General features: G+C 43.8%; 12 protein-coding genes. 7 read left to right on the forward strand and 5 right to left on the reverse strand.

The window, feature by feature from the left end; genetic code table 11:
- Positions 1-15: 15 nt before the first annotated feature.
- The 3 genes from LEPTO7376_RS18345 to LEPTO7376_RS18355 all read right to left on the reverse strand — a co-directional run bounded on the left by LEPTO7376_RS18345 (position 16) and on the right by LEPTO7376_RS18355 (position 7,416).
- Positions 16-3,543 (reverse strand): Eco57I restriction-modification methylase domain-containing protein, encoded by a 3,528-nt coding sequence (locus tag LEPTO7376_RS18345; protein ID WP_015135593.1) that lies wholly within the window; start codon positions 3,541-3,543, stop codon positions 16-18.
- 67 nt (positions 3,544-3,610) lie between these two features.
- Positions 3,611-7,036 carry a helicase-related protein gene (locus LEPTO7376_RS18350; protein ID WP_015135594.1) on the reverse strand — a complete coding sequence of 1,142 codons (3,426 nt, stop codon included), beginning with the start codon at positions 7,034-7,036 and terminating at the stop codon, positions 3,611-3,613.
- Positions 7,037-7,209: 173 nt separating this feature from the next.
- Positions 7,210-7,416 carry a hypothetical protein gene (locus LEPTO7376_RS18355; RefSeq protein ID WP_160148510.1) on the reverse strand — a complete coding sequence of 69 codons (207 nt, stop codon included), beginning with the start codon at positions 7,414-7,416 and terminating at the stop codon, positions 7,210-7,212.
- Between the two features lie 69 nt (positions 7,417-7,485).
- On the opposite strand from LEPTO7376_RS18355, the gene LEPTO7376_RS18360 reads away from it, so the two are divergent.
- The 7 genes from LEPTO7376_RS18360 to LEPTO7376_RS18390 all read left to right on the forward strand — a co-directional run bounded on the left by LEPTO7376_RS18360 (position 7,486) and on the right by LEPTO7376_RS18390 (position 11,033).
- A complete protein-coding gene (locus LEPTO7376_RS18360; protein WP_160148511.1) occupies positions 7,486-7,830 on the forward strand; it encodes a hypothetical protein in 345 nt (114 codons plus the stop codon).
- Positions 7,823-8,146: a hypothetical protein gene (locus LEPTO7376_RS18365; protein WP_015135597.1), complete on the forward strand. Its 324-nt coding sequence runs from the start codon at positions 7,823-7,825 to the stop codon at positions 8,144-8,146. The genes LEPTO7376_RS18360 and LEPTO7376_RS18365 overlap by 8 nt, the downstream gene beginning before the upstream one ends.
- 71 nt (positions 8,147-8,217) lie before the next feature.
- Positions 8,218-8,469, forward strand: a complete 252-nt coding sequence (locus LEPTO7376_RS18370; RefSeq protein WP_015135598.1) for a hypothetical protein — start codon at positions 8,218-8,220, stop codon at positions 8,467-8,469.
- Positions 8,470-8,471: 2 nt separating this feature from the next.
- Positions 8,472-8,825 (forward strand): hypothetical protein, encoded by a 354-nt coding sequence (locus tag LEPTO7376_RS18375; RefSeq protein ID WP_015135599.1) that lies wholly within the window; start codon positions 8,472-8,474, stop codon positions 8,823-8,825.
- A 28-nt stretch (positions 8,826-8,853) separates the two neighbouring features.
- Positions 8,854-9,099, forward strand: a complete 246-nt coding sequence (locus LEPTO7376_RS18380) for a hypothetical protein (protein WP_015135600.1) — start codon at positions 8,854-8,856, stop codon at positions 9,097-9,099.
- A gap of 19 nt (positions 9,100-9,118) precedes the next feature.
- On the forward strand, positions 9,119-10,390 hold the full coding sequence (locus tag LEPTO7376_RS18385; protein WP_083891228.1) for an ATP-binding protein: 1,272 nt from the start codon (positions 9,119-9,121) through the stop codon (positions 10,388-10,390).
- Positions 10,391-10,679: 289 nt separating this feature from the next.
- Positions 10,680-11,033: a hypothetical protein gene (locus LEPTO7376_RS18390; RefSeq protein WP_015135603.1), complete on the forward strand. Its 354-nt coding sequence runs from the start codon at positions 10,680-10,682 to the stop codon at positions 11,031-11,033.
- Between the two features lie 49 nt (positions 11,034-11,082).
- Here the strand turns inward: LEPTO7376_RS18390 and LEPTO7376_RS18395 are convergent, their stop codons facing one another.
- The gene (locus LEPTO7376_RS18395; protein ID WP_041764063.1) at positions 11,083-11,568 is read right to left on the reverse strand and encodes a DUF4411 family protein; all 486 of its coding nucleotides are present in this window, start codon (positions 11,566-11,568) and stop codon (positions 11,083-11,085) included.
- 4 nt (positions 11,569-11,572) lie between these two features.
- Positions 11,573-12,742 carry an ImmA/IrrE family metallo-endopeptidase gene (locus LEPTO7376_RS23900; RefSeq protein ID WP_015135605.1) on the reverse strand — a complete coding sequence of 390 codons (1,170 nt, stop codon included), beginning with the start codon at positions 12,740-12,742 and terminating at the stop codon, positions 11,573-11,575.
- Positions 12,743-13,144 lie beyond the last annotated feature (402 nt).

The following is a 13,144-nucleotide window of genomic DNA, read 5'->3' on the forward strand; positions in this document are numbered from 1 at the left end:
GATTTTCTCCGGTGTTTATTTGATCAGCCCTAGTTTGACATCACGGTAAGCATTGAGTGCATCATTTTTGATGATTTCAGAAACGATGGGGAAGGTGCTGAGGATATGGGTGAATTCTGCTTCGGTAAGGCCATAAAGGTGGGCAATGATGCCATCGAGTTCGGCGCGAAGTTTACCCCGTTCTGCTTCATCGGTTACACCGTTTTCGTGGGAGCCTAAACCGACTTCGGCGGCAAGGTCATCAAATTCGGGGGTGGTGCAAATTAGCTTGGCGGCTCTCTCTACTATCTCATCAAACCATTGATCGCCTTTTTGTAAGCGAGGTACGGGGATTTGATAGATATAGAACATGGTGATGTTTTGGCTAACTCTCGACCTTAAAGAAGCATCAAAAACAAATGAATTTAGGCAAGATAAAACAAACAATAATTCTCGATTACATATACTTCTTTGATTGTCTGTATAAACAATACTTGCATTCATTGAATGACCAAAAAATATATTTTTCGGCAATATAGAACTAATCAAAGTTCTTTCATTAGTACTGGATGCAACTGAGCGATAAGCTAACCGATAATCTTGATAATCTAAAACTTGACCGTTATCTGTTCCTCTTACACCAATAACAGCTTTACGTCCTTCTTTTTCATCAACCCAATAACGTGGCTCTGCAAATTCATGGGTAAATTGATGAATCATTTTGCCTTCATAGAGCGGTAATTGTCCCTCTGCTGTCTCTATTTGAAAGAGATGACTATCACCTGTCATGTGAAATTCAGCACTAAGTTTTAAATTCCATTTCCCTTCAATCTGTTCACCGAGTAAGGGAAATCGCGTCATTTTTTCGGCAATAGAAATATCTATCGGTTGCTTGAACTCCATCACAGACAAAGAATCCGGCGATAGCTTCCGTACCAAATCAGTAGAGATTTTCAGATGTATATCTCGATTCTCAAAAAATGCTGTTAACTCATTCGGTCTGATTGCTTCTCTGGGGTCAATACGAAAAGCAGAATAAAAATGTGGTGTTTCATTCCCTTTTTCAAAATCTAATAAACAAAACTTAAACTGATGGTCTACACCTTCAAAAATAAATCGCTCATTAGAAATACCAAAAATATTTTCAACCTCACACTGCTTAAATAGCATTTCCCGAAGTTGTTTACTTCCTAAATCGGTATAGATTCCAGTCGGGATGATAATGCCGCACCGCCCATTATCCCGTAGCAAATTAAAACATTGTTCGAGGAAAAGCTTATAGAGATTAATATCGGTTCCTTGCTTTCGACCGTTAACTACAGAAATCTGATTTTTAAATTGTTCTGCCGAACGAAAATAGCTACTGACATAAGGAAATTGACTCTGGTACTTGCACCACTCCGTTGCAATTTTGGGATTCTCAAGAAGCTTCTTTTGTACTTTTTTAAACTCCTTGATATTCATCTTGCTTTTTCTCACAGAGTCATCGTAGCGAAGAAAAAACTCTCGTGCATTAGGCTTGAAAATCTCCCATGGGGGATTAGCAATAATGGCATCAAACCCACCCCGTTCAAACACCTTATCGAAGTGATAACCCCAATGGAACGGCTCCAGCGCATCAATATCCCCAATATTTAACAGCCGTTTTTTTGTCTTCTTGGTATTGAGTTGAGCTTCTTCAAACTTAATCCCCAACTTCGTACTAAATTCATCCAACAAAAGCCGATTTAACTTTGCCTGAGATTCCGCGTTGAGCTTGTCGATATGATTCCGCAACGCCAACACACTCTGATCCTTTGATCGTTCATCCGCACCCCGTGACTCGTCCGATAGAAAAGAATGTTTCTTGTAGAGATCAATACTCTTATTCTTATCCTCTAGGATGCGCTGATACTCCGAAGCCGCCAGAGCATTTAAAAGATTCCCTTGGATCACCGTCTGACCAATGAGATTAAGCTGGGTCGGATCAACCCCAGTGCCCTCAGTCTGCGAGCAACCGAGACTATCAAAAGCATTCCCATCCACCCGAATCAAACCGATGAGCGAATTACCCGCCATGATATTAAAATCCACATTGGGCAAAGGTTCGAGGTCATCCACCTTCTCCACCGCAGACACCAGTGAGAGGAAGAGCCGCAACTTACAAATTTCCGTCGCCTCCTCCATGATGTCCACCCCATAGAGATTGTCCGTAATGATGCGCTTCTTAATGTAATAATCTGGCGAACTATGACCATCTAATATCTCCATCAGCCAAGATTTTAAATGCCCATCATTGGAACGAATTGCCTTACCCATGATGACGTCATAAATTGGAATCAGCGTCTTCATCGCTGCCACCAGAAATGCCCCCGACCCACAAGCCGGATCGAGTAGCGTCAAGGTCGGCAAAATCTTTTTGAGCAGTAGATGACAAAGCTCATTACTTAGATTATTTTTCAGCTCCTCAACATCCTTAAACTCTTTACCTGCCTGCTTATTGACCTTATCCACAATCACCTTATTGATCGTGCGGTCACAAAGATATTCCGTAATCTCAGGACGAGTGTAATAAGCCCCAAATTCCTTTTGGTTGATGTACTTCTCGAAGATATAGCCCAACACATCCGGGTTAATCTCGTTGCTCTCTTTCTCCGCATCGGGGCGATCATCCAAGTGCCAAGAATAGGACGAAAATAGCTTCAGGACATCCTCAAAAGCCTTATCGCTAATGGAAATTTGAGAATACTTTTGCTCGATGGAATGCTTGAGAAATAAACCCCCATTGAGATAACAGATTTTCCCTAGCCAAGCCTTGATGTCATCTGCGCGATCGCCCTCTGGTTTCGCAAATCCCTCAAAAAACAGATCCGTCAAGAAACCATAGAACGGTTCCCCCTGCTCCAGACAATCTTCAAGGCGATTATCCAGATAGTCAGGGTTTTCATTGTCCAAAAAATACCGTTTCTGAAGGAAATAGACGAACATCAAACGGTTCAGCACTACCGACGCATACCAACGGCGATCACTCTCATCATCTATACCTTCAATCTCCAGACAAAAATTCTGATGTAACCCTTCAAAATCTTGGAAAAACTGCTTGGTGACCGCTTCAATGTTGAAACCCTTACCCACCTTCTCGACAGTCTTTACAAGGGTCGCATCATCTTCCTCATCAATACTAAAAAATAGCGGCTCTAACTTCTGGATAATCCCTTCTGCCGACTGCTTTAACTGATAGGGATGAAAAACAGGTTTACGCTTTTTACCCTGCTGCTTAACCCACATCCACACCTGCTGAGTTTGTGCCTCATCCCCAAAAATTAAGAGATGGGATTTGGAATAAACAGTCAGTTGACTATCGAGCTGCTTCTGAATTTTTCGCAGGGGAATTTTTTCGCAAATACACTGATAAACCGTAAAGCCACGCTTCTGGGCGATCGCCTCCGCATCAAACTCTTCCTCATCTACCTCCAAAGGAATCGTTACCGCATCAGCCTCATCCCAGCCCAACTCTTCAATAAATAGGGATTCAAAATCAAAGTCTTTGAGATATTTTTCAGTGCGTTTGCGGTTCAGTTTCATAAGGAGTTTTCCCTAGGATGTAGCTAATCAGATAAAGAAAATGGATTGGGTCAATGTTTCAGAGTATTTATGTAGAGCTATCAAATAAACCCATCGAACAAATAACCCTCGCTCCCTCAAACGTCCCATCCGCAGTCACCACACAGAGCGCATCATGCTCCATTAGGTAAGTTACTTTTTGCGCCAAATCCTCATTAGAAATCCCTGCCCTCATCTCTCGGTTCAACGTGGCGATCGCATTTTGTTTAAGGGGATAAGTATGGGCAAGTTCCACCGCCTGTTCTAACTTTTCCCACTCCTCACCCTGAGCCAATAACGGAGCCGTTTCTTTAATTTCTTGGCAATAGCCCATCAATCGTTCATAGACCCTTGCCCTTGCGCCCCGTTTACTACCTAACGTGCCAGCAACTTTCTTGGTTTGCTCAGTGATTAATCGAGATGCCCTTTGGACTAGATCATGGTGCTGGGGATGACGGTCTTGAGCTGGGGTATCAATACTGCATCGCGCCGTCCGTAAAATGCGCATCTGGGATTGGGTCACGCTATTGCCATGCTTATCAATCCATGCCAGAGCATCAGTCCCTTCCGCAGTCCGTAAATAAAGTAAAACACCCTCTGGATCTAAAGCTGTTGGCTCATGGTAGCGGGTAGAGAATACCACATCTGGTAACTCAGCGATTATTCGTTTAAGTTTGGGATTCGCGTCAATTGCTGTCTGCCAAATCTGTAGAGCTTCCGAAGTTAAATCAACTTCCCCTTCATCGTCATCATCATCGAGGACACCAGACTTTTCATTGTAGAGATTGAGCAGCATCGCCCGTTCTTCCTCATCCTCAAAAAACGCCTCATCCGTGCCCACAACTTCCTGATTTTCCTTCAGGCGATCACGCAGACGCCCCCGCAGATTAATAAGTTGTTCTACCCCTGCCGCTGGTAAGAATGAATAACAGAAAATTTCGTCCGCTTCCTGCCCAATTCGATCCACACGACCTGCCCGCTGAATTAACCGGATAATCGCCCAGGGCAAATCGTAATTCAGGATAATCCTTGCATCCTGTAGGTTTTGACCTTCACTCAGCACATCAGTAGCAATGAGAACCCTTAGCTGTTCTTCCTGTGGCATCGTTTTTTCATTACTTTTTGGACTGAAACGCCGAGCTAGCTCTGTTGGGTCTTTCGCTCCTCCTGTTGCTAGACCAATCTTATCGATGCCTTCCGTTTCCAATGTCTGAGCCAGATAACGGGCGGTATCCGCAAATTGGGTAAAGATTAGAACCTTTTCCTCTGGGTGGGTTTCAGTCAATAACTCAATCAGAGCAGTTAACTTACTATCCTGTGTTGCATCCCAACCCCCAGCAATTTTTAGGATTGTGACAAGGCATTGGGCATCCCGCTCTAGGTCTTCAGCAAGTTCCGGTTGGAATAAGTCAGGACGAATCCACTTAAACCGACGAGGATACTTATCCTGATACAGCTCATAGACTGCCGCTGCCCGTTGTTTAAACTCTTCGCTGGGGGACAGTTGATCTTCATCTATGCCCTCATCGCTTTCCCAATCCTGAACTAACAGAGAATCTTGATCTTCATCGGTTGTTCCATCCAATAGAGCGGCATCCTGCGTTCCAATCGGAATGGGTACATCGTTGGCGATCGCATGGAGATAGACATAATTTCGCAGAATGTGGCGATCAATAGACTGGAGAAAAGCAGTACCACTACTTTCGAGACGCTTAAACAAATTCGTTCGGCAAAATCCCATTAATCGCTGCCCTGCATGGGAGAGATTCGCTAATATTTTCCGTTCTGCCTCAGTCAGATCTAAATGCTCAAATCCCGTTGCCAAACTCATCTGACCGGGGGCTTTAGTTCGAGCTTTCTTACGACTCTTAGGCGATTGAATTACATAATTCCCTAGACCATAACGAGGCAAACAAAGACTATTGATAATATCCACCACGCGATCACCATATAGCCGCGCATAGAGGTCAGATTCCCCAGTGGTATTAAATTTCACCGTATAGGGACGACGGGTAGGAAAGTAGAATTTACTGTCGTTGGGAAACTCCAGATAGGAACCCCGCTCATCTTGTTTTGCATAGGTATTTTTGATAAAGCCACGGGTACGCCGCACCATATAGCGACTCATGAGCTGCTGCCAATCTTCCGGCTCATCACTATGTTCAAATGCCATGAGCGATCGCACTGGGGCTTGATGTCGCCGCCGAAACTTCATCTCTCCACCTAGCCCACGGATATAGGCTTCCGGTTTGATCCCTAGGTCAGCTTCCTCTCGCAGAAATAGACGTAACTGGGAAGATAAATCTAAATAGCCTTTGTTGTAGGGCGTGGCTGTGAGCATGATGCACCGCGCACCGCTCTGCTCCATATATTCCTTAATCGCCTGATAGCGTTTGCCCTCACGGTTTCGGAGGTTATGACTTTCATCAATTAGTACCAACCGAAATCGAGCAGGGACTTCCGGTAAGACTTTTTCAACCTGACTGATGGGTACGACTTTTCCTCGCAGACCATATCGCTCGACATAGCCCTTCCACATCGATTCCAAATTCTTCGGGCAGATAATCAGAGTACTTGTCCCATACTCCTCTTCACAGACATGGGCGATCGCCGTTCCCACTAAGGTTTTCCCTAAGCCCACCACATCACCGATAATCACACCATTGCGCTTATCAATATGCTGCATCGCAACCCGTACAGCTTGTTCCTGAAACTCTAACAAGCCAAAGTTCTTGGGAGCTTGATAGCGGCTTAAACCATCCCGTGCTTCTTGTGACAAGTGATAAGCCATTTTGAGGTAGATATAAAAAGGTTTGAGCTGACAACCCGCCCAACTTTCATTAATAACCTCAATTAAATCCTTCGAGATATCAAGGGCAAATTTATCTTTCCACCGATCCTCAAACCACTCTTCCAGCTTTTTTGTATCATCTCGGTCAGTAACCTCTACATTGAGTTCACCCTGACCACTGAGCCCTGAAAATGTGAGATTACTACTCCCGACATAACCAATACGGGGCGTGATTTTATCCTCTCGGTAAATCAGATATAGCTTGGCATGGAGTAGATGCCGCAGGAATAAACGAACCTCTAACTTATCCTCCTTAAGCTGTGCCTGTAGCCGTTTCAGCGTTTTTTCATCTTTGTCAGTCGGTACACCATAGGTCAATTGCTCCCGAAACTGTTGAGCCATGACTTTCTTTAATTTGTTGGCAATTTCATTAGAAATACGTTCTTTGCGCTTACCGATGGCAAACTCACGCTTTAGCTCATCACCAGGTAACTTTTGCATCCCAACGAGTAGACGACAATTTTTCCCTTCTCCCGATCCAAACTGCTCAATCTCATTTTCCAGCTCAGACCAACCACGTAGATTAAAGTACCCCACACAAAAATCGGAACGATAACCTTCCTTCAGACAGTGCTTAAGTTCCGGCAGCAATGGGAAATCGCAATTATCGTAAATAGCCGACATGAATATAAAGCGATGTGTGGCGATCGCTAATAACTGAAATACAGTTTAGTTCAACTACTAAAACTAAACGCCTAAAAATCAGATAACTACACTAAAGTTTCGGTCTAGTTATTCTCTGAAGATTGGATATGAGGAGAGTAGGGCTATTCTCTCTACTCTCCTCAATATCACCTTTAAATCAATCCCTGATCTCTTACAAAGAAGAATAGACAGCGACCTAACGCTTTGGATGCTTTGCGGCCTCTGCCTAGATTGGTGTAGTCATCTCTGGTGATGTAGTCCGCTTTTACCGCATCCCAGGGAGATCGCCCATGCTGAAAACAGATGTGCTTAAACTCTTCAAACCCTAATGGATAGGGGTTAAGATTACTTTTAGCCATAACGTACTCCATTACGTTTTGGTCACGCCTCCGCAAATGTTCCACCATTTGTGGGGGCTCTCTTTTTGTATGTCACTGACAGTTTACCACACCAGATCAGCGAGTTATCCTCATATCATCATCACTTTTTCATCGGCTATGAAAAATTGCTTAAAAGTTGATGATTGCGTGGCTTTCCTGCCAAGAAAACAGGTTGCAGACCTATTAGGTATAAGCCTTCCAACTCTCCGTGAATATCAGAAGTATTTAAGTCAACTATCTCCTAATGGTTGGGATTACCGCTCTGGAGATAGAGGATTCACACGTCAATCTTTTGAAGTGTTATCGATATTTAGAGGTTTGGTTCAAAGCGTAGGAAGACCACAGGCAATCTTAAACATCAATAACGTAATGAAAGGTAAACCAAATGGCTAGAACAGAAGTTCGTGAAGTAATCAAGGAAGCGGTCAACAACCAGCAACCGCAGTCGCATCAGTCCACCAGCGAATCACCAACAGATAATCCCCTTGCAAAAGCTCGTAACCAACTGAAGCGTTCAACAAAGCTCTATGCTGCCAGCGGCATTGTGGAAGGCTTGAATGAGCTACTGGTTGGTGATTTCAGTGGGATTGAAGAAGAGCTAGAGATTGCGGTTGATGAGTTTTCGGAGCGGGTAGCCCACCCAAAGTCATCAGACTTGGAGATCGCACCCTCGTCACCTTCGTTTTTCGCGCTGGCTCCAGCAGAGTAAATCATCATCAACGCCCTCTATTCCCAGACTTTTCGATGGGGATGGGGGTATAGTTCTACCCCTGTAAACCAATGTCAGATTCTAAAAAAGGTGAGGCGATCACCCGTGAGATTTTTACGCGAGAGGTTCACTATTCAGAACCGATTAGCACTGAAACAAGCTCAGATAGTGATTCAGAAGAGTCAACGCTTGTTTGGCTCTTAAATCAGCCGTTGTTCTGGATAGCGATAGGAGCTTTGGCGATCGCCCTCATGACCGATGACCAAGCGCCAGTGATCATCAACAATCAAGCGCCGCCACCAGTCATCATCAATAACAACTAATCATGTTTGGAAATAAGTACACCCCAGAACGAAAGCGGCGAGCTGAGCGCAAACTCGAACGGGCTAAGCAACGGCTTGAGATCGCCAAACAGGTCGTCAGTATTGAGCGGCAAACAACCTTAGTCAATGCCCAAGTTGATGCCCTCGAAACTGCCGACAAGAAAATCACTAACCATCAACTGAAATTACTCAAATCTACGAATAAGAAGGCGATCGCCGCTCAGATAGAAGGGATGGATACCCAGGTGGAAAAGTCGTTACCCAAGATGCTGGAGTCGAGGCATCAGGCGGGTCAGAAGATGATCAGCAGCAGCTCAATGCTAATCCAATCGGTCAAGGACAGAGCGAAATCATAGACGTTAAAGCAGAGAGGTTAATCGAGTAATGCTTAAATACTTTGTTTCTTATGCAGTGGGGGGCTGCTTAGCGGCGATCACCCTCTCTGCATTCATCACAGAAATCGCCAGATTATTACCCGAAATCATTCCCGCAGCATTGATATTTTGGGCTGTGGTTGCAGTGATTAGCGGCGTGGTGCTGAAGGTCTCAGGGTACGCGGAAGCATTTGGTGCGATGTGGATTTGGAGCAATATCCTAATTGGATTGGGGGTGGGTCTTGGTATCGCTTAAGCACTTGCAAAATAAGCCGTTGGAGGAATCTGACGACTTCTCAATTAGTTGGTCTTGGGTCTGGGTTGCGACGCTGTACTTTTTCGCAGCCGGGACTCTATCCGCTTCGTTTCTCTCATTTGAAGGGAAAGATAGTATCTCAGCTCGACTGATGTTCCGATTGTTTGGTTTAGGGGCGATCGCCACCGCAGTCGGTAAAACCAGAGAGGTGCAATACTTCTCCAAATACAGCGGTTACCGTGAGGTACTGCGCGAGGATAATTTCATCTCTAAATTTGTGAAATCTTCCAAGAAAACCGAAGCCCACCAAACAGCGGATGCAGACGAGGAAGAAATTGCTATTTACGACTGGCAACGGCTGCGGTCTGAAGCAACGGGCATTATGATCGCCGGAAATCCAGGTCATGGTAAATCCTCCGTAGCTCTGTGGTCATTAGGGTGGCTCACCCAGTTAGAAGCAGCACATATAGAAATCTGTGACCCCCATGCAGGCGTTAACCGAGGTTGGGCTGAAAATGGCTTTAATCCTGTTAGCAATTACGGTGAAATCGAGCAGAAATTCAAAGATGCTCTAGCAGAATTTAAAGCTCGAAAAACACGTGCGGAGCAAGGACAAGATATCGGTCGAAAGTTTATTCTCGTGGCTGATGAAACCGATGGCTATGAAGATAATTTCGAGGATGCAGATTTAGTTTCTAGAGTACAAACAGTACTTGGAAAGGAAGGTAGAAAATACGGCATCATCCTAATCTTTATTACTCACACAGCGAACGTCACCAACAAGAAAATAGACGCGCAAGAAAGGGATTGTTTTACCTCCATTAATCTGGGTGTTTCTGCAATGGCAAAAGCTCAGAAGACATGGGGGAAAAAATCTGAAGAGTACAAGCTTCTCAAACAACAAGTCTATCCTTGTGTAGTTGTATCGAATGGTGTTCCTGCATTAGCAATTCACCCAACCCATGCTGAATATACAGAGTTTAAAACATCAGGAAACCTACCCAAAAACTTACTCCCAGTCCATCAAATCCATGATTTTGGGCAGCCACACGGCAGCCACAGTAGCCACACTCAGCCACACCTAGACACAAATTACGTAGACCGCCTGTATAGTCTGGAGTTTGACCTAGACAGCCACAGTTCAGCCACACAGCCACAGGAGCCACAATTAGACACAGAATCTAGCTATATCTGTCCTGAGTGTGGCAGCCACAGTAGTAAATGGCATGACAGAAGAAAGAATCGGAGGAAATGCAAAGACTGCAACAATACTTGGACAATCAAGGACTAATTAAAAGCCAATATCAATCTCAAATATTTCTTATGACCATTTATCAGGGCCGCGTTTATTTACATCTATAACATTCGGATACTGATGCTTAGGTTCTGTTTTTACTAGTTGGCTTAATGTCAATAATATCTCTCTAAATTTACTCACTGATGAGATTAATTGACGGGCGATCTCCACACGTTCAGATACAGATAATTTCCGCTTCATACTTACTCCAGTGCTAAACCCATTTTGCCAAAGCTTGAACCAACTATGACACGAACACCCTATTATCAGGATAGTAAGTTTAATGACTGCCATGAAATCGAAGAGCAAATTTTTGCGGGGATTATGGATTTTTAGCTTTATCGTCGTAGGAATGTCCCTGATCGATGTGGCAGGGGAATGTAGCGGGGAGACTCAAGAGATGGCGCTATTCTCGTTTCTGCCGCTGTCCTATATCGCGATATATGGCTACATTTCCTATTTCCATATCGAGGAAGAAAACAAGCGATTGCAAAAGGATGATCAGAAGAAACACGCCCAAATAATTAGTTTGGCAAACAAGCAAAAAAAACTGCTTGCAGAAAAGAAAGAAATGCACCAGCAAATTAGTAAACTCAAGCGTCAGGCTCAGCAATGGCTTGGAGAGGGTGAGCAATAAAAAGGCGATCGCCCATCATGCTGTCAAAATAAATCGGAGCCGAAGGAAACTAGAATCTCCATTGCTCTTTGCGCATAAATTCAACTACTCGCATTGATTGGATATTCAATTTGTCACAAGCCTGATGGATCGTTAAGTCCTTTTTCTTTCTAGACCGCTGTTCGTCAGATACTAATACTGCATTTTTAAATCTGGCGAGTGCAACAATATAAGGGTCTCCACCACTACGATCAGTGTGAGCTTCATAAAGGGTAGGGACTTGGCTAAGAACTTCTTTTAATTCTTGCTGAAGAGCTTCTGTATGTTCCCAAAAAATGTGTCTGCGTTGTTTTGCCCAATCAGCTAATTCGTCCTCTTGGTAAACTATTTCGTCATAACAAGCTCGGACGGAAAAAAGCCTTCCTTCACCGATCAACACATCAAGGTTTTCCCAAAATGTAGGGAAAAGATCAAAGGGATAATTGTTCCGGTATGGCTGCATGAAGCCAGCTGTGTCAAAGCAGTAGGTGCAGTAGGTAAGTCGTCTATTCTCCATCCTTTTATAGAACCAATGCCTCCAAATCCCCGAAGTGTTTAACTTTTGTATTCAAGTAAGAGGAAGCTTTGTTCATCGGGATTTTTTCGGCGAACATTGCTCTGAGAACGATATTTGGGAAAAGAGATCCTTCGCGACTAACAATTTTTTTTGCGTATTGAGAATTGCCTCCGCCACCTCTTTTTGAAATAGGCAAAGATCTTAGATATTTGCATTTTTCCTCGTAAAAAGACTGAGAGATTTTGCCTGATATCAACAATCTCCTTAGGATTACTTCTCCACTAACACAAAATTTTCGCGCAATGAAACGAATGTCATCGTCCGAGAGAGAGTCACAGTCAGAGGGCAATGGGATTACTACTGGATTTTCTGTCAAAGCTTGGTTCGGGACTAGAATTGCTCCCGCAACATGGTTACAAAAAACTTCTATATCACTCGCAGAACCAGATAGATTTTCATGAAGCCCCCAGACTCCATTCTTATGAAGGCTAAGATGAGCCAGTTCATGCATCAGAGTAAAAATTTTCCCATTGTCGGTATCTGAGGCGTTGAGGGCAATGGCTGGTAATGATTCATCCCAAATAGCTAAACCCCTCATTTCCTCCAAAGGGACTTTTGCATGAGAGGATTTAAAAACTAGAATTCCAAGTTTTTCTACTGCAGAAATCCACGCAGACAAAGCTTGATAGCTTTCGTCCCATCTAAACTGGGTCGGCGATATGATGTTTAGTGCTAAACGAAGTCTTGCGGCGACATCCTCTGGATTCTCATGTAGATGTGATGCAGGAATCCGAGGGACACTTTTTTCTTCAAGTTCTTCTAAAAGCTCTAGAGCGATCGCCTGACGGCGGTAGACGTCTTTCAAATAGTGCAAAAACTCCAGCGATGGCTGTGGTGTGGAATGGTATCTCGGAAAAGTGCGAAAGTCAGCTTCACGTCTTTTACATTTATTCGGGACGTTTGGAAGATAAAAAAATACTGTGTGTCGTTTATAGAGTTTTGCTAATTTCTCAAATGTTGATAATGAAGGATTGTCTATACCTTCTTCCCAATCAATCAGATTCTGATTGGAGATCCCTAATTTTCCCGCAACTTTCCCCACGCTAAGACCTAGAGACTCGCGTCCATATTTGAGCATTACTGGATTGATGAGGGCTTTAATAGACCTTGCCATACAACCGTTTCAGGGGATTTAAGAGGGATAAAGAATATTTTTTCTGGCTTTATTATATCCCTTGGAAAACCTCATAAATGCTTGACAGGCAAGGCTTTATGAGATCTTGACAGTCATATAATCACCACGTGTTTAGGGCAATTCTCTAATATTTTTTCACTTTTGCCACCAAGCGTAGCGGAATAATAAAAGGGTGAACGTCCTAAATCCCCTCTCAAAAAAAGAGCGATCGCCGTCATACTTCACAAAAACAATAAAAAAGCGATCGCCAAGCAAACCACTGTCCCAAAATAATCAAAAACACCTCTCCGATGATCTGGGGAGGTGTTTTCGTCTGAAGCGTAATATTCCGAGGAGAAAGTGTCCGGTTTTTGGCACGCACACAAGTAGTATGAAGTTACT

Origin of the sequence: [Leptolyngbya] sp. PCC 7376 (genome assembly GCF_000316605.1) — a bacterium.
Taxonomy (GTDB): domain Bacteria; phylum Cyanobacteriota; class Cyanobacteriia; order Cyanobacteriales; family MRBY01; genus MRBY01.

Bases quoted from the DNA above. Each gene is read 5' to 3' on its own strand.
- LEPTO7376_RS18390 (WP_015135603.1), top strand. From the start codon at position 10,680: ATGACTGCCATGAAATCGAAGAGCAAATTTTTGCGGGGATTATGGATT.
- LEPTO7376_RS18375 (WP_015135599.1), top strand. From the start codon at position 8,472: ATGTTTGGAAATAAGTACACCCCAGAACGAAAGCGGCGAGCTGAGCGC.
- LEPTO7376_RS18345 (WP_015135593.1), bottom strand. From the start codon at position 3,543: ATGAAACTGAACCGCAAACGCACTGAAAAATATCTCAAAGACTTTGAT.
- LEPTO7376_RS18355 (WP_160148510.1), bottom strand. From the start codon at position 7,416: ATGGCTAAAAGTAATCTTAACCCCTATCCATTAGGGTTTGAAGAGTTT.
- LEPTO7376_RS18365 (WP_015135597.1), top strand. From the start codon at position 7,823: ATGGCTAGAACAGAAGTTCGTGAAGTAATCAAGGAAGCGGTCAACAAC.
- LEPTO7376_RS18350 (WP_015135594.1), bottom strand. From the start codon at position 7,036: ATGTCGGCTATTTACGATAATTGCGATTTCCCATTGCTGCCGGAACTT.
- LEPTO7376_RS18360 (WP_160148511.1), top strand. From the start codon at position 7,486: ATGTCACTGACAGTTTACCACACCAGATCAGCGAGTTATCCTCATATC.
- LEPTO7376_RS18370 (WP_015135598.1), top strand. From the start codon at position 8,218: ATGTCAGATTCTAAAAAAGGTGAGGCGATCACCCGTGAGATTTTTACG.
- LEPTO7376_RS18380 (WP_015135600.1), top strand. From the start codon at position 8,854: ATGCTTAAATACTTTGTTTCTTATGCAGTGGGGGGCTGCTTAGCGGCG.
- LEPTO7376_RS23900 (WP_015135605.1), bottom strand. From the start codon at position 12,742: ATGGCAAGGTCTATTAAAGCCCTCATCAATCCAGTAATGCTCAAATAT.
- LEPTO7376_RS18395 (WP_041764063.1), bottom strand. From the start codon at position 11,568: ATGGAGAATAGACGACTTACCTACTGCACCTACTGCTTTGACACAGCT.